The organism is Candidatus Poriferisodalis sp., assembly GCF_965208895.1.
Lineage (GTDB): Bacteria > Actinomycetota > Acidimicrobiia > Acidimicrobiales > Poriferisodalaceae > Poriferisodalis.
In genome coordinates, this window is the sequence record NZ_OZ242363.1 from 1,355,937 (window position 1) to 1,374,653 (window position 18,717).

The 18,717-nt window shown below is 67.0% G+C and carries 17 protein-coding genes; 3 read left to right on the forward strand and 14 right to left on the reverse strand.

Annotated features, from left to right (window positions below):
* Nucleotides 1-84 precede the first annotated feature (84 nt).
* Nucleotides 85-534: a hypothetical protein gene (locus tag ACOGJB_RS06110; protein ID WP_419839924.1), complete on the reverse strand. Its 450-nt coding sequence runs from the start codon at nt 532-534 to the stop codon at nt 85-87.
* 199 nt (nt 535-733) lie between these two features.
* Between ACOGJB_RS06110 and ACOGJB_RS06115 the strand changes: the two genes are divergently transcribed.
* A complete protein-coding gene (locus ACOGJB_RS06115) occupies nt 734-895 on the forward strand; it encodes a hypothetical protein (RefSeq protein ID WP_419839925.1) in 162 nt (53 codons plus the stop codon).
* Between the two features lie 16 nt (nt 896-911).
* On the opposite strand, the gene ACOGJB_RS06120 is transcribed toward ACOGJB_RS06115, so the two are convergent.
* The 13 genes from ACOGJB_RS06120 to ACOGJB_RS06180 all read right to left on the reverse strand — a co-directional run bounded on the left by ACOGJB_RS06120 (nt 912) and on the right by ACOGJB_RS06180 (nt 14,112).
* Nucleotides 912-1,265 (reverse strand): SCP2 sterol-binding domain-containing protein, encoded by a 354-nt coding sequence (locus ACOGJB_RS06120; RefSeq protein ID WP_419839926.1) that lies wholly within the window; start codon nt 1,263-1,265, stop codon nt 912-914.
* Nucleotides 1,262-2,119 (reverse strand): PIG-L family deacetylase, encoded by an 858-nt coding sequence (locus tag ACOGJB_RS06125; RefSeq protein ID WP_419839927.1) that lies wholly within the window; start codon nt 2,117-2,119, stop codon nt 1,262-1,264. The genes ACOGJB_RS06120 and ACOGJB_RS06125 overlap by 4 nt, the downstream gene beginning before the upstream one ends.
* A gap of 71 nt (nt 2,120-2,190) precedes the next feature.
* Nucleotides 2,191-3,402: a potassium channel family protein gene (locus ACOGJB_RS06130; protein WP_419839928.1), complete on the reverse strand. Its 1,212-nt coding sequence runs from the start codon at nt 3,400-3,402 to the stop codon at nt 2,191-2,193.
* Between the two features lie 226 nt (nt 3,403-3,628).
* Nucleotides 3,629-4,975 carry a magnesium transporter gene (locus ACOGJB_RS06135; RefSeq protein ID WP_419839929.1) on the reverse strand — a complete coding sequence of 449 codons (1,347 nt, stop codon included), beginning with the start codon at nt 4,973-4,975 and terminating at the stop codon, nt 3,629-3,631.
* Between the two features lie 81 nt (nt 4,976-5,056).
* Nucleotides 5,057-5,689 carry a TlpA family protein disulfide reductase gene (locus ACOGJB_RS06140; protein WP_419839930.1) on the reverse strand — a complete coding sequence of 211 codons (633 nt, stop codon included), beginning with the start codon at nt 5,687-5,689 and terminating at the stop codon, nt 5,057-5,059.
* A gap of 98 nt (nt 5,690-5,787) precedes the next feature.
* Nucleotides 5,788-6,543, reverse strand: a complete 756-nt coding sequence (locus ACOGJB_RS06145; protein ID WP_419839931.1) for a glucosamine-6-phosphate deaminase — start codon at nt 6,541-6,543, stop codon at nt 5,788-5,790.
* The gene (locus ACOGJB_RS06150) at nt 6,540-7,370 is read right to left on the reverse strand and encodes an ROK family protein (RefSeq protein WP_419839932.1); all 831 of its coding nucleotides are present in this window, start codon (nt 7,368-7,370) and stop codon (nt 6,540-6,542) included. Before ACOGJB_RS06150 ends, ACOGJB_RS06145 begins: the two co-directional genes overlap by 4 nt.
* The gene (locus ACOGJB_RS06155) at nt 7,367-8,146 is read right to left on the reverse strand and encodes an ATP-binding cassette domain-containing protein (RefSeq protein WP_419839933.1); all 780 of its coding nucleotides are present in this window, start codon (nt 8,144-8,146) and stop codon (nt 7,367-7,369) included. Before ACOGJB_RS06155 ends, ACOGJB_RS06150 begins: the two co-directional genes overlap by 4 nt.
* Nucleotides 8,143-9,351: an alanine racemase gene (locus ACOGJB_RS06160; RefSeq protein WP_419839934.1), complete on the reverse strand. Its 1,209-nt coding sequence runs from the start codon at nt 9,349-9,351 to the stop codon at nt 8,143-8,145. Before ACOGJB_RS06160 ends, ACOGJB_RS06155 begins: the two co-directional genes overlap by 4 nt.
* Nucleotide 9,352: 1 nt before the next feature.
* Nucleotides 9,353-10,324 (reverse strand): ABC transporter permease, encoded by a 972-nt coding sequence (locus ACOGJB_RS06165; RefSeq protein ID WP_419839935.1) that lies wholly within the window; start codon nt 10,322-10,324, stop codon nt 9,353-9,355.
* 100 nt (nt 10,325-10,424) lie between these two features.
* Nucleotides 10,425-11,615, reverse strand: a complete 1,191-nt coding sequence (locus ACOGJB_RS06170; protein WP_419839936.1) for a substrate-binding domain-containing protein — start codon at nt 11,613-11,615, stop codon at nt 10,425-10,427.
* A gap of 20 nt (nt 11,616-11,635) precedes the next feature.
* Nucleotides 11,636-12,925, reverse strand: coding sequence for a M20 family metallopeptidase (locus ACOGJB_RS06175; RefSeq protein WP_419839937.1), 1,290 nt, complete (start codon nt 12,923-12,925; stop codon nt 11,636-11,638).
* The gene (locus tag ACOGJB_RS06180; protein ID WP_419839938.1) at nt 12,922-14,112 is read right to left on the reverse strand and encodes an ROK family transcriptional regulator; all 1,191 of its coding nucleotides are present in this window, start codon (nt 14,110-14,112) and stop codon (nt 12,922-12,924) included. The genes ACOGJB_RS06175 and ACOGJB_RS06180 overlap by 4 nt, the downstream gene beginning before the upstream one ends.
* Before the next feature lie 116 nt (nt 14,113-14,228).
* Between ACOGJB_RS06180 and ACOGJB_RS06185 the strand changes: the two genes are divergently transcribed.
* Nucleotides 14,229-15,281, forward strand: a complete 1,053-nt coding sequence (locus tag ACOGJB_RS06185) for a hypothetical protein (RefSeq protein WP_419839939.1) — start codon at nt 14,229-14,231, stop codon at nt 15,279-15,281.
* A gap of 110 nt (nt 15,282-15,391) precedes the next feature.
* Nucleotides 15,392-18,655 (forward strand): Calx-beta domain-containing protein, encoded by a 3,264-nt coding sequence (locus tag ACOGJB_RS06190; RefSeq protein ID WP_419839940.1) that lies wholly within the window; start codon nt 15,392-15,394, stop codon nt 18,653-18,655.
* Nucleotides 18,656-18,717: the final 62 nt, after the last annotated feature.

Sequence of the window (18,717 nt, forward strand, 5' to 3'; positions counted from 1 at the left end):
CACCAGAATACCACCGAAGACCGAAATAACTAGGCTCGCCGAACCGATCACCAAGGCAGCCACCTTGTTATCGCAAAACATGACCTAGCCTGCCGTAAACAATAGCGCGCCCGTCGCAAAAGCAAGCCATGCGCTGCCACCCGCGGCATCAACTGCTGCATATACCACGCCACGGAAGTAGATTTCCTCAACCAAGGCGCCCAGCATCGGTGCAGCAAATCGCACTCTCAGCGGGATCGCATCGAGTACGGCCAACCAACGTACCTTACAAATCGAATTCCGGAGGTCAGTAGCCGGTCGAATCGCCATCACAGTACCCACACCCATGGCTACCCAAGACAAACTACCGATCAGACCTAGACATGTTGAAGCCAGCAGCTCTAAACTGAGATTCGTTAGGAAAAGATCCGTGAACGATATGCGTGCGAGATCAGCAACAATTATGCATGCTCCCATACCTAGAGCGGCATAGAGGATCGTGCCAGATATGGCGTATGCCAACGCGGGGCGAAGCGAAGTGATCGTACCCAACACCAAGGCAACGCGATTCGCGCGCTGTCGATCGGCTAACGGCAGTCGATATATTGCAAACCAAGCGGCAGCAACGCTAGTCGTTAGTACGAGCGTCGGTAGCAATGTCATGCTGTTCGGTTCCCCACCACAGCTAGTGTCGCGTTTTGGGCCAGATGTACTAGTATCGGCACGATCAACGCATACCCGGCTGCAACGAACAGTGAACCGTAGGAGGTCGCTGACCGCCGAATGGGGTTCGCGCGTCGAAGACCTGCTGCACCTGCGTGACAACGCCGAGCTGCGCACACATATCGAGCGCAGCGGGATCTGGCTCGTGGGCTATCGGGAGCTGCGGGCGCTACAGCGGTCCGGCGCTGGCTGACCCACGCCGGCTCTGCTCAGTTTGGTGCGCCCAGTGAGCCCGCGGCGCGCCATGCCGGCAGGAGCTCCAGCCACAGCGCCATATCGCCGGACACCTTGAGATCCCCGGCCATGTAGTACCGGGCGGGATCGGCATCGCCGTAAACCACGTCGGCTGCGAGCTGCCACGGGGCTTCGAGCGTCAGGTCGGCACCCCGGGTGGTTCCCGCAGACGCCGACGTCAAAACGCCGGATTCGAACAACAGGCTGACGGCGACCTTGCCGTCGGGGCCGCCGGCAGTCTTCATCACGATCGTGCCCGACACCGTCCCGAGAGGCTCATGGCCAGCGTCTGCCCACGTCGCCAGGAACTCGTCGTCGAGGAAGCTCACCGGCGCAGTCCGGCAAACAGATCGCTCTCCATCGGCTCGGTCGAGATGCGCGACTCGAGCAACATGTACTCCTCGTACGGATGGATCGAATCGGCAACGTTGTCAGGCAATCCGAACCAGAACGGCGAGTCGGGGTCGACTTGGGTGGCGTGGGCCAGCAGCGCCTTGCGCCGCACCGCGTTGTCGACCTCGACGACCGCGGTGATGCGGTCGTCCCGACTCGGCCTTCCGAGCCATTTCTCGTCGAACGGAGACTCCAATTCCAGGTCCAGGAAGGCTTGGTGGATGAGGCGCATCCGCTTGTGGGACCAGACGGGCGCGTACATCTTCATCGGCGTGAAGGCCGGTCCGCACTCGGGGCGCCAGGCCGGCTCGCCGGCGTGAGCGAAGGCAGGAATGCAGATTGCGGTGACCTGCAGGTGATCGGGATGCGGGTAGCGCGATTGCACCAGCGGGTAGGTCAGGATGACGTGCGGGCGCACTCGGCGGATCACGGTCACGAGCCGGGCAACGGCTTCGTCGAGGTCTGCGTTGGCGAAAGCGTCGGGATGGGCGTTGGCTTCGGTGTCGGGCATTCCGGAGTCGCGGTAGCCCAGCATGACCACCTCGTCGTATCCGATCTCCGCTGCGGACGCATCCAGCTCTGCGCGCCGGACCTCAGCCAGATTGTCCTTCACCTCGGGCCGGTCCATCGCCGGGTTCAGGATGTCGCCTTCTTCGCCGCCGGTGCAGCACACGAGCGTGGTGCGGATGCCCTCATCGGCGTACCGGCGGACCGTGCCCGCGCCCTTCGATGCTTCGTCGTCGGGATGAGCATGAACCGCGAGAATTGACAGACCTGTGTCCTGCGACATCGGCGGTCAAGCTATCGGCATGAGCGCTGCGCCGACTGTCTGTCGGAGGCCGCCGGAGAGAGTCACGGCGGTCATCCGGTCGGTGTCAGCTCGATGTGCCCGGTTTCCTCATCGACGTCTATGGAGTAGCCGCAGATCGCAGCGAGGCGGTCGCGCCCCTCCTCGGGCCCCGATGCGAGCAGCTCGTCTCCGACCCACAGCCGCACCGTGCGCGGCGGGTTGTATATGTAGCTGGCGGCACGGCGAATGGCCAGCACGTGATAACCGGGGTCCACCGCCAAACCCAGTGACGCGAGCGTCGAGTCGTCGGCCTCAGAGCCGGGTGCGACCGGCACCTGAACCACCACGTCATCGGTGTCGCCGAGTGCGAGCGCCAGCACGGGGTGTATGTCCTCGTCTTCGAGGACGAGGGAGGTGATGTTGCGAGCCTGATCACCGATGTCTTCCGCTGCTTCGGCCACGTGCAGCAGGCCGCGCAGGCCCGCGGGATCGGCGTCTGGGGCATCGGCGGCCATATCCGCCGCTGCGCGCAGCACCCACGTCTGCATGGAGACCTTCATGCCGTCAAGCCGCTCCTGCATGGACCGCACCTCGCGGGCCAGCGACAGGTCGTGCAACACGAGCGAGGAATATGCCAGTCCGATGGCCGCTTCGGACAGGTTCTTCATCTCGACCAGCGTGTCGACGGCCCGATCGAGGTCGCTGAGCGCATGCTCTTCGTCGGGCTCGGGAGGGTTCCAGCGCTCCATGGCGGCCAGTTCCCGCAGCCGCACGATGCCCGCTGGGTCGCCGCGCATGAACAGCACGTCGCCGGGCTCCACGATGCTGTCGCCGCCGACGTCGGTCAGCCAGTGACGTCCTCGCTGAATGGCGACCACGCGCATGCCGACGGCTACCGGCAGCTCCATGTCACGCAGCGGCCGGTTCGCCAAGTGGCTGCCGGCGGCTACGACCAACCGGTGCGATACCTCGGCCGCTTGCGCCAGATCCACGATGAGCGCACGAGGAATGCCCAGGTGGTGCAGCACCGTCTTGGAGATGTCCACTGCCGCATTGGCAATCTGCTCAATGGATGACACCACCTGCAGGACCGAGCTCATTCCGTCCACCTCGCGCGGGTGCCGCACAGCCAGCATCGCCAGCGACCGCATCTCGTGCACCAAGGCGGACATGTCTTTTTCGAGACCCAGCACCGCGTCGGCCATGCCCTCGTCGTCGAAGTAGAGCGCGGCGTAGGCCAGATCGACCATGAGCTCGGACGCGTCCTTGGCCTCCGCGAGCATGGATTTCAGATTTCGGGGTTTGTCTTCAGGGTCTGATCGCATTTCAGATCGTCAGCGGGCGACGCGACGAGCTCCATTCAGCTTGGGGACACGATTGCGCCGCCGCCCACAGCGTAGGCACAGCGGCACGGGAAGGAAGATTGAATTCATGACAGCTGCCACATCGCGCCTGTCACGACTGGCCGTTGCACTGCGCCTGTCATGACAGGCTGCTGCACTGCGCCTGTCATGACAGGCCGACCCAGCTGACGGCCAGCACGAGCGCCGCGGCACCGGCGAGGTCGACCGTGCTGTTGACGAGCGGGATGCCATAGGTGTCCGGGTCGACGCCGATACGAGTGGCAACAACCGTGCCGTAATAGGCGATGACCCCGGCCAGCGCCGTGGCGATCATGCCGCCGATGAGCGAGATGGCCACGAGCCGAGCCACACCCGGTGTCGACATCGAGAACACGGTTGCTGCTGCGCTGGCGAGCACGCCGTTCAGCACAAACACCGGCACGGTCAGGGTGAAGGCAAACAGAATGTCGAGCCGAGCGCCGCGTTGAGGCAGCGCCCGGGGCTCGATGACGCCGAGATGCAGCTTGGTCGACAGCCGGCTCGACAAGATGCCGCCGATGGCACCCGCGGCTGCCAGACACGCGGGCACCAAGATGAGCACCGCCCGCTTGTCGATGAAGTCATCGAGACGGTGTTCGATCACCACGCCGGCCACGATGAGCACGAGGCCGCCGACGCACAGTACCGGTATGGATTCGCGCAGGATCTGCCAGAGCTGTTCCAGTCCCGAACGCCACGCCCAAGCCATCGCAGCAGCGGCCCCGATGGCGCTGACGATCGCGATAAGCGGCGTGAGGGCGGTGATCCCGACGAGGTAACTGGCCAGGAACAGCGCCGGAAGCGTCACGACGTCGCCCATCGCGGAGATGAGGGGCGCGCTGACATTGTCCAGGTCCCAGCCTCGCCGTGTGGAACTCGCTGCGAGCCCAAGTGTCACGACGAGCACGACGATGGAAGCGAGCTGCGCTCCGACGACGGAGACCACGATGAGATCGGTGACACCGATGATGTCGGAGAGCCCGAACACCGGCGCCAGCACCTTGGCCATCACGCCGAGCGCCACCGCCGTCACGAGTGTCAGCACGGCTGCGGCAATCACGTTCTGACCGACGATCGTGTCGCTCCGAGCCGTCGCGCGGAACGTCCCTGCGTGAATGGTCGTGGCGAGACGGCTGCCGAGCGCGCCGAAGATGTCGCCCCGCATGCCGATCGCAGCAGGAACCAGCACGAGCAGGCCCGGCAGGCGCTCGAGCGTCCCGGTGACCGCGGCCAGCAGCACACCTGCCGCTGTGGCGGTCAAGCTGCTGACCGCGAGCGCCGTGAGGCTCTGGCGGGCGCCGGTGATGTCGGGGCCGAGCAAGCCGCGCAAGAAGCCGAACGGGTGCAGCCTGGCCACCGGACGGAGTAATGCGCGGCCAGCAGGCCGCCCGCGGGCGGCCCCTGCGAGGGCGCGCCAAGTCTGCGTGCCGGTGCGCCTCAGGGCGCGGCGCGGCGCAGCTTCGCCCTCTGCCATAGGCAAAGAGTGGCAGCCCTGCTCGTGGTCGCGCGCGTTGGTGCGCCCGCTATGGCATCTGCGTCTCGCAGCTCAAACCCTCTAGGAGGGGGGTTCGAGCAGAAAGGTGAACAATGCGGCGAGTTCCGGCGGGCCGCCGGGAATGTTGCCGGCGAACCGCAGGACCACCTCGTTGTTTGCATCGACGGCAACGAGGTACGGCACCGACTGAAGACCGAATGCATCGACGACTGACAGCGCCGGCGTGTCGGCAACGACGGGATGCTGCCAGCCTTTGTCTCGCAGCCACTTCTCCGGCGGATGGTTGCCGCGGGTGGGATCTTCGAGCACCGAGACGGCGTAGAAGTCGACGCCGGCGGGCAGCTCATTGGATTCCAGCCACTTGGTGAGATCGTCCACCTCGGCTTGGCAGTGCGGGCACCAGTGGGCATAGAAGGCCACGACCATCGGCCGTCCTTGACTCTCGATGCGCACAGATTCGCCGGTGAGCAGGTCTGGGCCGACCACCACCGGCGGCGTTCGCCCGACGGCGGGGTCGTCTTCCAGTTGCTCGAACTGCGGCAGCGCCGTGCCGAACACCTCCGTCTGGCCAGGCGGCGCGTCTGAAGCGGACGTGGCCTCCGCCGAAGTAGCCGGCGCATCAACTGGCGCGGTGACCACGGGCGCGTCAGCGGATTCGGTGCCGGCTGGCGCAGTGGTGGTCGGTGTTGTCACATCGCCGCCACAAGCGGCGACGAGAACCGATGCACACAGGACAATGGCCGCTCGCCGCACAACGGCCAAGGCTAGACACCGCGCGGGATTTCGGTTTCTCAGGCTTGGCGGCAAGGCTGACTGGGCTCATCTGCCAAGAGTGCTGCGGCTGGAGGATCCACGACGACGGTGACGTCGGGATGCAGTTGCAGCGCCGAGGCAGGCACTGATCTGGTGACCGGTCCCTCGAGAGCCCGGGCGACCGGGCGGGCTTTTGGTTGTCCGCATGCGACCAGGAGCAGCTTGCGGGCCAGGAGGATCGTGGCGATTCCCTGTGTGATTGCCGCTCTTGGCGGGCAGGTGCCGTCGGGGAAGGCGCGGGCGTTGTCGCTGCGGGTCTGCTCGTTGAGCTGGACCACGCGCGTGCTGCTGGCGAGAGACGAACCTGGTTCGTTGAAGGCGATGTGACCGTTGGTTCCGATGCCGAGCAGTTGGAGCCCGATGCGGGCGGCGCGTACACGTCGTTCGTAGTCGGCGCACTCGGCGTACAGGTCCGGGTTGTGCGGGTTGGGCCCGTGCATGGCGCCCGGCGAGAGATCGGTGGGCTGGACAAGCAGCCGGTTGACGGTGCTGGCAAATGAGCAGGGATCGTCGGGTTTGAGGCCGACGTACTCGTCGAGCAGATACACCTCGGTATGAGCCAAGCTCAGTGCCCCCCGCTGACAGCGTCCGGCGATCTCGGCGAGAGGTCCTTCCATGGTTTCGCCGGTGGCGATGCCCAGCGCTGTCGCTACGGCGCTGTTGACGAATCGTTCGACGATGTCCGCCGCGTGCTGCGCCGCCGCAGCCCGGTCGGGGGCCACGACGATTCTCATCGCCGATCCGATGGCCTACCCGATAGGCCAGACCGTTCGACGGCGGCTGCGGCACCGACGATTCCGGCATGCATGCCGAGGTGCGCAATGTCCACCGGCTTGGACAACTTCAGCCGAGACGAATACTTCTCGAAGCTCTCGCTGAGCCCGCCTCCGAGAACCCACCGACCCGGGTTGAGCATTGCTTCGAGCTGATCGAAGTACGGCTGGGCGCGTTCGGCCCACCCCGCAGGCGTGAGCTCGTCGTCGGAGATGGCACGTCCCGACGCGACATCTTCGAACCGGACGGCGTCAACCGCGAGTCCGCCCAGTTCGGAGTTGGCGATGAGGTTGCCGTCGTGGAGCAGGGCGCTTCCGATGCCGGTGCCGAACGTGAGCACGACGGTGAGACCGTTGTCGGGTCTGTCGGGTTGTCCGTAGGTGAGTTCGGCGAGTCCGGCGGCGTCTGCATCATTGATGAGCACGATTTCCGCGTCGCCTGGCGTCCGGAGCCGATCCAGTGCGCCCTCACGCTCCCACGCACTGGAGAGGTTCGGTGCGTGGCGCAGACACGATCCGACGATCACGCCCGGCAATGCGACTCCGACTGGCTCTGTCCAGTGCTCTGCCGCAGCCATCTGCCGGACGAGTGCCGATACTTGTTCTGGTGTCGCCGTGCCCGGTGTCTGCGCGCTGTGGATCGGCCCCGCGAGCTGGCCGGTGTGCAGGTCGACGATGGCTCCCTTGATGCTGGTGCCGCCGACGTCAATGCCGAGTTGCGCGGCCAGGCCGTCGCGATCGGCGGGTGGCGAGTCGTTGAGAGGGTCGGCGGCGGCGATGGTGCTCATCGGAAGACCTGCTGGGTCTTGGCGCCGGTGATGTAGGCGACGAGGTCGTCCTTGGTGACGTCGGCGACGGCGACCTCGGCGGTCTTGCGCCCTTGGCGCAGCACGACCGCCCGGTCGCAGACGTCGCTGACCCGATCCATGTTGTGGGTGATGAGCAGCACCGCCGCTCCGCCGTCGCGCAGGTTCCGTATCAGGTCGAGCACTCGGGCCGCCTGTTCCACCCCAAGGGCTGCTGCGGGCTCGTCGAGCATGACGATCTGGCGGCCCCAGGCGGTGGCTCGTCCGATGGCGACAGCTTGGCGTTGGCCGCCTGACAGCGCGCCCATGGAATGTCGCAGCGACGGAATGCGAATGCCGAGCCGTTCGAGTATGTGCTCGGTCTCGCTTCGCATGCGCTTCTTGTCGAGCACGCCGAGCCACGCGCCGATTGGCCCCCCACGGGTGTGCTCGCGGTTGAGGAAGAGGTTCTCTGCGACGTCGAGCGTGTCGATGACGGCCAGCGTCTGATGGACGGTTTCGATGCCCAGCGCTCGGGCTGCGTCGGGGGTGGTGATCGACGTCTCGGCGCCGTCGACCCTCATCATTCCCGCATCGGGCGCGTACACCCCGGCGACGCATTTCACGAGCGTCGACTTGCCCGCGCCGTTATCGCCCAGCAGGGCTGTGACCTCGCCGTAGCGGAGCACGAGATCTACGTGGTCCAGGGCCTGCACCGCCCGGAAGGATTTGCACAGGCCCTCCACCTCGAGGGCGGCGACCGTTGCTCCGGCGTTCATGCCGGCTCCTCGAACTGGACCGGGTCGCCGAAGCCATTCCAGACGCCGACGACGCGAGGCCTGCGGTGGGCAACACCGGCGACGCAGGCGACGAACGCACGGGTGACGAAGGCCTGCACCCGAAAACCGAATATGACCGTCGAGCCTTCCTTGAAGGTGCGCTCGCCCGCGGGGACCAGCTTGGCGTAGTAGTCGATCGCAGCCGGGCTGGGCATCTCGACCGGCACGGGCGGCGTCGCGATCTCCGAAGGATCGTCGGCCACGACAGCGCGCACCTGGTAGTCGCCGAACACCGGGTCGATGTACAGGCCGCCGCCGAAGCACAGCGGAACTCCGTGGTGCAGGTGGGCGATCTCGCTGAGGTAGAGCACTGCAGGCAGCTCGGGGAGTTCGCGCACCGCATGCAGCGGTGTGGTGCCGCTGAGGCCGTGGCCAGGTTCCACCTGGGTCGCACCGGCCTCGGCCAGCAACCGCAGCACCTCGGTTGAGGTGGTGCCGGGGGCGTTGAGCTGCAGCTGGCTTGGGGCCCCATGACGGCGATGGGCGACGGCGGCGGCCCGAGCAAGGGTGCTCATGTTCGGGGTGATGCGAGCGCTCTGAGACGACCCGTCGTACAGCAGTGCAGGGAAGGTGGTGAGCCCGGCGAAGGTCGCGCCGTCAAGCGAGGCGATGTGGTCGATCATGGCCGGCAGGTCGCTCAGCGGAATCCCTCCCTCGTGACCTGCGTAGAACTCGTCGCCATCGTCGAAGACGCGCACCAGCAGCGGCTGCGAGCGGCCACGGCTGCGAGCGGCCGCGGCAGCTTCGTCCGCCTTGTTGCGCGAGAACACCGTCCAGTAGTCGGGCGCCAAGCCGGCCGCCTCGGGAGCCTCCCCGCGAGGCACCTGCACGAGGTGGCCGAGATGACCGAGGCTGTGGCCGCGGCGCACAATCGGGCGCGCACACGCCATGTCCACCGCGACGAACCCGTCGGCGCCTCCTGCCGCGATCGCGTCGAGTGCTGCGGGTGCGCGACCGATCTGTTTGGTCATCGCGTACACGGTGAGGTCCAGATCTCGGGCATGGCTGCACAGACCGGCTGTGTTGGCTTCGATCGCGTCGAGGTCGAGCACGTAGCTGTTGGCAGGGATCACGCCGGCTTGGTGCAGATCGACGGCAGCGCGCACGAATCCGGGGTTGCGCTGCAGGAGCGTGCGCAGGAACACCTCAGGCCTCCTTGTGCTCTCGCATGCTCAGCGCAACGGCGAGGATGATGATCACCCCACGGGCGATGAGCTGATCAGCGACGCGCAAACCCATCAGGATCAGGCCGTTGTTGAGCATCGCCATGACGATCGATCCAGTGATGGCGCCTGCGACCGAGGCGCGCCCGCCGAAGAGGTTGGTACCCCCGATGACCACCGCGGCGATCACCGTCAGCAGCAGGTTCTCGCCGAGGTCATGGCGGCCGATAGCGAGCCGGCCGGCCAGCAGCATCCCCGCAAGCGAGGCAGCCGAGGCGCTGGCGACGAGCGCGGTGATACGGACCCGATCCGTCTTGATCCCCAACGCCCCAGCAGCGGAACGATCTGCGCCGACGGCGAGCACATGTCGGCCCCAGCGCAAGTGGTGCAGCACCAGATGGCCGACGGCACCGACGATGACGGTCCAGATCAGCAGCGACGAGATCGGTCCCAGCGATCCGGCGCCGAACACGTTCAGGTAGGTGTCGTTGCGGATCGGCAGCGACTGCAGGTTGTTGAGGTTGCGGGCGATGCCGCTGACAATGCCGAGCGTCCCCAGCGTGACCAGAAACGACGGGATGCGGACCTTGACGGCGATCAGCCCGTTGACGGCCCCGATCCCGACGCCGATCGCCAACGTGATCGCGACACCGGCAGCGAACCCGAAGCTGCCGACAGCGTCAGCCACCACCAGCGACGACAGCGCCGCAACCGAGCCGATGGACAGATCGATCTCGGCTGCGCCGAGCGCGAACGCCATTCCGACCGCCATCACAGCGATCGGCGCCGCCTGACGGCCGATGTTCAACAGGTTCGAGACGGTGACAAACCCGTCGTCACGCAGCACGACAGCGAACAGGACGAAGATGAGGCCCGCGGCGGCATAGACCACATACTGGCGAGGCGCGGCGAACTGCCTGCGCTGGGCGAACCGTCTGATCGAAGATTCAGTCAACTGACCGACCGCAACTCACTCATGTAGACGACGATGGAATTCTCGTGCCCCGCCGACGAGTCTCGCCGACGGGGCACGAGCCACGGGGAGGGATTCCTCGTCAGCGGTCCAGCGCGTCGAGCACTTCTTGGGGGGGATCGGCCGCGAGCGATTGCTGGTAGCCCTCCACGATGTTGTCGGCGGTGACACCGATCGCAGGCACCACGACGAACGCCGGTGCCGATTTGCCCAACAGCCCGTAGGCCCCTTCCAGCGCCATCGTGCGACCGAGGTTGTATGCCTCGTCGGCTGCGATTCCCACGACGTTGCCGCCCTCGACGAGATCGAGGGACACGTTGGTGTCGAGGTCCATCGTCACCAGCGCTACATCGGAGGCGCCCGCAGCACGCAGGGCGGCCAGCACCCCGTCGGCTGGGCCGGCCGACCACGGGGCGTAGATGCCATCCAGATCAGGGTGGCGGGTCAGCATCGCCGTGGCGATCTCCTCAGCGGCGGCCGGGTCGGCGAGCCCCTGCTCCGCGACGATCGTGATGCCGGGATAGTTGATCTCGATCCAGGACTTGAACGCCTGATCCCGTTGGTTGGTGACGTAGTACGCAGCATCGTGGAAGATGTAGCCCACCTCGCCTTCGCCGCCGAGGGCTTCAGCAAGCAGGTCTGCCGCGGTGATGCCCATGGCGGCCAAGTCATCAGTCACGATGCCCACGTAGTCCTCGCCGTGCACGTAACCCTGCGGGATGTTGGACAGGAACACGAGCTGCACCCCCGCCTCCACCGCCGGGCGGAACGCCTCCGCACCCGCATCGGGGCCGATGGCGAGGCTGATGATGACGTCCGGCTGCTGGGCCATGACCGTTTCGACGTCATTGGCCTGCTGGGCTGCGTCGAAGTTCGCGTTCGTCTCGGCGACCACCTCGATTCCCAGTTCTGCAAATGCGTCGCGGGCGCCCTGGCTCACCGCGTCGGTGAACGCGCCGGCCGTGTGCCACAGCAGCGCCGCTGTGTAGCCCCCCTGCTGCACCTCGGCGATCTCGTCGTCGCTCAGCGTGATCTGGCCCGACGCGATGGCTTCTTCGCCGCCGGGGCCTTGTGTCTTCGGCGGCTCGGGTGCCGGCTCGGGTTCGGGCTCAGGTTCCGGTTCGGGTTCCGTCGCTGCTGGCGCGGCGGCGGTCGCCGGAGTTGCACCGTCGCCGTCACCGCCGTCATCGCCGCACGACGCGGCGAACAGTGTGAATGCCGCGATCAGCGACACCCACAACAGCAGCCGGGGTGTCCGTGTGTTGTTGATCATGTCCCCTCCCAGGGTTCCGTTTATGGATCAGTGGTCTCGCACCACGCAGCGATGAAGTGCGCGAGGGTGCGGGTCGCCGTCACGAGCTCGTCGATGCCGAGCCGCTCGAATGGCGTATGGCAATTCGAGATGTCGCCCGGAGCGAAATAGACGCTGGGAATCCCCAGGTCTGCCAGGAACGACTTCTCTGACCAGTAGGGAGCGCCGTCGACACGTGCAGGTTCGCCGGTCACGGCCTCGATCGAGTCAGCCAGCGCCCGCACTCCGGGATGGCCGGCGCCGATCTCGTCGGGCGTGCCGCCCACCGGGTGGTCGCGAGCGGCGTTGAACTCGACGGCGCAGTCGACACCGTGGGCCTCCGCTGCGTCCACAGCGATCGAGCGGATCTGCTCTGCCGCATCGTCGAGGCTCTCGCCCGGCAGGAGCTTGCGAATCAGCGACAGGTCGAACCGGCCCGGCACGGCGATGTTGCCGCCAGCAGAGACCGACGTGACCAGCAGGAACGCCTCACCCAGCAATTCGTGAGACGGCACAGACTTCCGCAGCCCCTCAGAGCATTCCCACAGCCGCGCCAGCAGCGAATGACCTGCCCGCAACGCATCGACGCCCAGCTCGGGCCGGCCGAAATAGGCCGACACTCCGGTGAGTGTGATGTCGGCGATCAAGAAACCCATCTGCGCCGTGTAGATCGCGGAAGTTGTGGGCTCGGTGTAAATCGCAAAGTCCGCGCTCGGGACCGGGCCGCTGCGTCCCTGCACAGCCGCACGTATGCCGGCCGACACACCGCTGCCGGGCTGGCCCGACTCCTCGTCGCACACGAACAGCGCCGACACATTGCCGGCGGGCCGAAGCCCGGCACGCCGGACCGCGCTGACCGCTTCGACGATGGCGCAGATCCCTGCCTTCTGGTCTGCCACGCCGCGGCCCCAGATCTCGCCGTCGATCACATGAGCGCCGAATGGATCCGCGCGCTCGGTGCCCTTCCAGTGTTGGGACCAATCCTGCGTGGCCACCGTGTCCAGGTGGCCGGCAAGCAGCAGGGACCGGCCTTCCGAACCCCCCACCGAGCCCCACACGTTGGGCCTGCCGGGCTCGAACGCAGCCGAACCGGTGTCGTCGAAAGCGCCGGCGGCGTTCATGGCGTCAAGCACCCACTCGGCGAAGGGCCCTTCGTTGGGCGTCACGCTGGGAATGGCGGTGGCTTCCCGCACCAACCGAACGACCTCGTCGCCGTCGACGGTCGCCGCGGCGCGTTCTGGCGCGGTCGCGGGGGCGGGGGCGGGTGGGGCGCGGTCGGGCGCCGGGCTCACTGCTGCTCCCCGAGGAATTCCGTAATCAGCGATTCGCGCACGTGCCGCAGGGACATGGACGCCGCGCCGATGAGCGTTGCCCGATCTCCAAGACTGGAAGCGATCAATTCCGGAGCCGTCGTGACGAGGCTCGACAGGCCATCCCGCACGGCGTCGATGAAGACGAGATCAGCGCCGACCGGTCCGCCGAACACGATGCGAGTCGGATCCGCGATGAGGCACAGATGCGATACCGCGAACGCCATCGCGCCCGCGACCTCGCTCAGCACCATGGTGGCCGCTGTGTCGCCACGTCCCGCTGCGGCGAGAATCTCTGCGATGTCGGCGCCTGGATCGAGCGTCGAGGGGCGACCATCCTCGATGGCCCTTCCCAGGCGCTTGCGGATCGACGGGGCCGACGCCACGTCTTCGAGCGTGACGGGGGTCGCATCGCGCTGCGGAACGGCCACTGCCAGCGAGCCCAGCTCGCCCGCCGAGCCTGTGCCGCCGCGATACAGCTCTCCCCCGACCACCAAGCCCAAACCGATGCCGGTACCAGCGAACACCGCAGCGAAGTCTCCGCCTGCTTCCTCATCGCTCAAGCGAGCAAGCTCGCCCAAGGCGGCCAAGTTGACGTCGTTCTCCACGAACGCGGGGACACCGAAGCGCTCGCTCAGGTAGGCGCCGACCTCGAGACCGTCGAAGCCGGGCAGGTTGAGAGCCTGCTCAACCTGGTCCTGCTCGGGCCGGTAGATCCCCGGCACGCCGACGCACACCGCATGGCAGGGCCGTCCGGATTCCGCGAGCATCGACGACGCCGCCGTCACGAGCCGCTCCAACGCCGTATGCGCATCGGGACCAGTTTCGAGCTCTACCTCTGTGACCACGTTGCCCAGCAGGTCTGCCAGGCCGATGAGCATCCGCGTCGCTCCCATATCGGCCACGACGCAGTGACGGGCCGACGGAACGAGCTCGTAGAGCGATGCGGGTCGACCAATCGAACCCGACCGGGCACTCGCCTCGGCCATCCGAACCAGGCCGACCGACTCCATGTCGGCCATCAGCGCCGACACCGTCGGCTTCGACAGCCCGGTGGCGCGAGCGATATCCGCACGCGACATCCGACCCGGATGCGCAGCGAAGAGCGCGTCGGCGATTCGCTGCCCGCTGAGCAGTCTCAGCACGGCGGTACCCGATGCCTCTGCCATATTGTTAGTAACACTACCTTACAAATAGTGCATGTCAAGACACCGGCCGCCCCGCGGACGCAGTTCCATCTGCGAGCACTCAGGGATTGTCGGGCGGGCAGTGGCAGACTTGGCCTGTGGAGACCCGCCAGCTCGAATCGACACCCGGCTTTGTCATCTATGACCTGCCCGGCGCCCAGCACTACGTCGGGGAGACCCGACTCGGCAGCCGCCTCATCCCCGGCAATGCGACGATGCTCGTGCGACACCTCACCTATGTGTTCGCCACCCTCGAGCAGCAGCGCAGCGGCGCGAGCATCGGCCTGAAGTCCGACCCGTCCGAGGCTGCCACCGCTGTTGAGGCGCTGGCATCGGAGCTCGTCGACGACTTCGCCACCGGCAGGCTCTCCACCAGCCCCGGCCTGCGACTCGACGCTGACGTGCTGGCGCCGGTGCTGACCCACGATCAGCGCAACCTCATCGGCAACGACGACCGCGACGGAATCTCGTTCAACCACGAGCTCATCGGCGTCGGCGCTACCGCAGCGGCTTCCAGCCTCGTCGGCGGCCTCGATGGCAAGCGCATCGCCGTCGAGGGATTCGGCCCTGCGGGCATGGGCATCGCACGCGAGGCAGCGGCGGCCGGCGCCGCCGTCGTCCGCGTCGCGACCGCGAAGGGCTGCACTGGCGACCGGATTGACGGCGGCATGCTGGACCCCGTGGCGCTCACCGAAGCGTGGCTCGCTGACGGCGACATGTGCGTGGCCACGCTGTCAGGCGACGGCGAACCGGCGAAACCGTGGACGGTCTGGAGAGACGACGTCGACGTGCTGTTCTGCGGCTCGAAGCCCGGCGCCATGTCTGGTGACGGCGCTTCGATGGCCGGTGCCACACCGGTCGTGGCGTTCTCGCCGGCCGCAGTGTCGTCCAAGGCACTGGCCGTGCTGCGCGCTGCGGGCACCGCAGTCGCGGCTGACTTCGTGACCGCCGTCGGTCCGGCATTGGGCTGGTGGGCCGATCCGGTGCTCACTCACGACGACCTGCGTTCGGCGACATCGGACACCGTGAACGCTGTCATGTCCGAGACCGCCGGCCACCCCGACGGCCCGTTCATGGCGGCGTGCTACCGAGCCGAGGCCTTCCTGCGCACATGGCAAGACGAATTGCCCTTCGGCCGCCCGCTGGGCTGAACACGACTCGCGCCTGTCGCATCGAAATCGACGATTGACATACGCCGCTGTGCGCGGTACTCGTCGCGACGGCTGGCAGCCCCCCTCGTGGCTTCCGTGGAGATCGCCGAATGACCTCTCATCGCCCGCCACGCGTCCGCGGAAGCTGTCGAGCCGCGTGTGCCGCTGCTGCGGCTGCGCTCGCGGCCCCGCTGCTGGTGCTCGTGCCCCTGAGCGGTACCGCTGCGGCCGCCGTCACCAAGCCGATCGTCACCGTCACCGCCGAGCACGACTGGATCTACGAGGGCAGCGTCGCCCACTTCACGATCCGCGCCGACCCAGCGCCGTCTGCGGACCTCACGCTGCGCTACTCGATCAGCGAGAATCACGACACCCACACCGGCGACCCCACGAACGGGACGACCACGGCGATCACCATCTCGGCCAACCAGCCCACAGCACGGGTCAGCCTGCAAACGAGGGCTGAGATCAACTTCCAGTATCGCGACAGCAACGGCAACATCCGCTATTGCCCCAATGGCAACAACGGAAGGCCCGGTCCGAGCGAGAATCCGGAGAGCGACGGGAGCGATCTGTGTTCGAGCACCAGGGGGCGCTTGGCGTCAAGTCCGGGAACGATCGGGCTGTCCCTGGTACCGAACGCTGCCAAGTACACCCTCGGCAGCGGTTCCAGCGGCTCAACCGACGTCTACGACAAGACGGTCGACAGGGGTCGTCTGTCCGTCAGCGAATCAAGCGGAAGCACGTCGGTGAGCGAGAACGGCGGCACGGACACCTACACCATCGCGCTCACGCGGCGACCGTCCGCCGACGTGACCGTCACCGTCACGTCGGGAACTCCCTCAGCCGCCAAAGTTCAACTGGCCGGCGGCGCCGCCTTGCCGAATGTGTCGCTGACGTTCACTCCGTCGGACTGGTCGACGGCCCGCAGCGTCACGGTCTCCGGCCAGAACGACTACATCGACAACCCGGGCAACCGCCGAACCGCAAGCATCTCGCACACGCTCACTTCCGCCGACTCGAGCTACCACGGCCAAAGTGGCGGAAGCGTCAGCGTGACTGTTCACGACGACGACACCGCAGGAGTCACCGTCACCGAATCGGACGGATCGACGACGGTCAGCGAGGACGGCACCACCTTGACCGATTCGTACTCCGTCGTGCTGGACACCGAGCCCACGACCGACGTCGCAGTCACGGCCTCGGCCGCGCCCGGCGCGCAGGTCAGCACGAACGGCGGCGCCTCTGCCCCGAACGTGACGCTCACCTTCACACCGATGAACTGGTCAGTGGCGCAGACCGTTGCCGTCAAAGGCGTCGACGACAGCATCGTCAACCCCGGCAACCAGCGCATCGCCGCCATCACCCACGCCGTCGCCTCCGCCGACACAGCCGGCGGATATCCCACCAGCCTGAGCATCGGCGCAGTCTCGGTGACAGTCGTCGACGACGACACTGCTCAGCCGCCGCCGACGCCTTCGGTGAGCCTGTCGGCGCCATTGTCGGTGACCGAAGGCAGTTCGGTGTCGGTGACTGCCACGCTGAGCTCGAGGCTGAGCCAGTCGGTGACCATCCCCATCGGGGCGGCGTCGACTTCCACAGCACAAGCTGCCGACTACAGCCTGGGCGCCAGCATCGTCATCTCCGCAGGCCAGCTGGACGGGACCGCGACGCTCACCGCGACCGACGACAGCCACGATGAGGTGATCGAGACCGTCATCGTCGAACTCGGCGTCCTGCCCGCTGAGGTGACTGCCGGCTCGCCGTCACGCGTCACCGTGAGCCTTGCGGACAATGACGTGCCATCGGCACAGTTCGGGGCCGCATCGTCAAGCGCGGACGAAGACGGCGGCACCCACGACATCACCGTCAGCCTGTCGCCTGCGCCCGCATCGGCCATCACGCTGGGCTACAGCCTCTCGGGCACAGCGACCCTCGGCACCGACTACTCCATCATCGGCGCAAGCGGGTCCTCCGGCACTGTCAGCGTGAACCCCGGCGCGACCAGCGTCGCCATTCGCGTCACCCTCATAGACGACAGCGTCATGGACTCCGGCGAGACCGTCGTCGTGCAACTCGCGGGCGGCACCGGCTACACCGTCGGCTCACAGAACCGGCACACGCTCACTATCCACAACGACGACCCGCCGCAGCAGCCGAAGCTGACGGGTGACACGACGCCGACCCTCGACCCCACGCCGACCGTAGACCCCAGCCCAGGCCGCAGCAGCATCGGTTCGAGCACGGGAGGCGCCCCGGTGCAGGCCGCGCAAGCCCAAGTGCGGATTCGCCTCGGCGCGGCCGACCCTGCGGTCATCTCGCCGGGCGAGTCGACGGAGATGACGGTGCAGCTGGCGCGGCGGGTGGAGAACTTCGTGCGTGTGTTCATCGAGACCGACGGCACGGCCGACCTGTCCGTCGACTACATCGTGGAAGCCGACACTGGCGACGGCTGGGAATCGCTCGGCGAGAACCGACGCCGGATGGTGTTCGACCTGCCCGCGAACGACACCGACGCCAAGGTCCGGGTGACCTCGACTCGCACCAGCACCGCTGACGCCGCCAAGACCCTCCGGGTCACTATCGGCGAGCGCACGTTCGCTGCCGGGTCGGTGGCAACCATCGAACCTGTGGGAAGCACCGAAATCGCATTGGTCGCCAATCGCGGCAACACGCGCAGCGAGGACGACGACACGGTTGGCGACGAAGCCGACCCCGACCCCGACGGCGACGGCGACAAGGACAGCAACAGCCCCGACGACAGCGACACGGACAACGTCGACGACCCCAACAGCGACAGCCCCGGCGGCATGGATGGGACCGACGGCGGCGACAGCGACGACCAACCGGACGCCGACCCCCACAGCAGCGCCGATGCGACTCGCGGCGACACCGCACCGGTGGACCCAGATGGGCAGCCGCCATCGGTCGGTTCGGCCGGGCAGACCGACAACGGGTTCTGCGTGAGCTACACGGTGAAGGCGGGCGACTCGCTGAGCGGCATGGCGCTCGCGTTCTACCGCGACGCCACAGCATGGCAGCGCATCTACGAGGCCAATCGGGGGCTTCGCCAGGCCGACGGCGCCATCTTCGACAGCTCGGACATGATCCGGGCCGGCTGGACGCTGTGTGTCCCCACGCCGATCGCGGCACCCAGCGCTGCCGACGCCGCCGATGCCGCGTACGTCACCTACTGCGTGACGATCGGCGACACGCTCGCCGGAATCGCACGGCGCTTCTACGGCGACTCGGATCTCTACAACCGGATCGTGCTCGCCAATCGAGGGCTGCGCCAAGCCGACGGCAGCGTGTTCGCCCACGGCGACATGATCCGCCCCGGCTGGCTGCTGCGGATTCCTCTCGGCGGTGCATGAGGGCTGAGCCGGCGGACCCCGCCGTGGCACCTGTCCGCGGCCACGACGCGTCGTCGTTCGCC

What these genes read in the sequence shown, in the direction of transcription:
- ACOGJB_RS06125 (WP_419839927.1), bottom strand. Translation starts at nt 2,119, where the DNA reads ATGTCGCAGGACACAGGTCTGTCAATTCTCGCGGTTCATGCTCATCCC.
- ACOGJB_RS06130 (WP_419839928.1), bottom strand. Translation starts at nt 3,402, where the DNA reads ATGCTCGCGGAGGCCAAGGACGCGTCCGAGCTCATGGTCGATCTGGCC.
- ACOGJB_RS06135 (WP_419839929.1), bottom strand. Translation starts at nt 4,975, where the DNA reads ATGGCAGAGGGCGAAGCTGCGCCGCGCCGCGCCCTGAGGCGCACCGGC.
- ACOGJB_RS06145 (WP_419839931.1), bottom strand. Translation starts at nt 6,543, where the DNA reads ATGAGAATCGTCGTGGCCCCCGACCGGGCTGCGGCGGCGCAGCACGCG.
- ACOGJB_RS06150 (WP_419839932.1), bottom strand. Translation starts at nt 7,370, where the DNA reads ATGAGCACCATCGCCGCCGCCGACCCTCTCAACGACTCGCCACCCGCC.
- ACOGJB_RS06155 (WP_419839933.1), bottom strand. Translation starts at nt 8,146, where the DNA reads ATGAACGCCGGAGCAACGGTCGCCGCCCTCGAGGTGGAGGGCCTGTGC.
- ACOGJB_RS06170 (WP_419839936.1), bottom strand. Translation starts at nt 11,615, where the DNA reads ATGATCAACAACACACGGACACCCCGGCTGCTGTTGTGGGTGTCGCTG.
- ACOGJB_RS06180 (WP_419839938.1), bottom strand. Translation starts at nt 14,112, where the DNA reads ATGGCAGAGGCATCGGGTACCGCCGTGCTGAGACTGCTCAGCGGGCAG.
- ACOGJB_RS06190 (WP_419839940.1), top strand. Translation starts at nt 15,392, where the DNA reads ATGACCTCTCATCGCCCGCCACGCGTCCGCGGAAGCTGTCGAGCCGCG.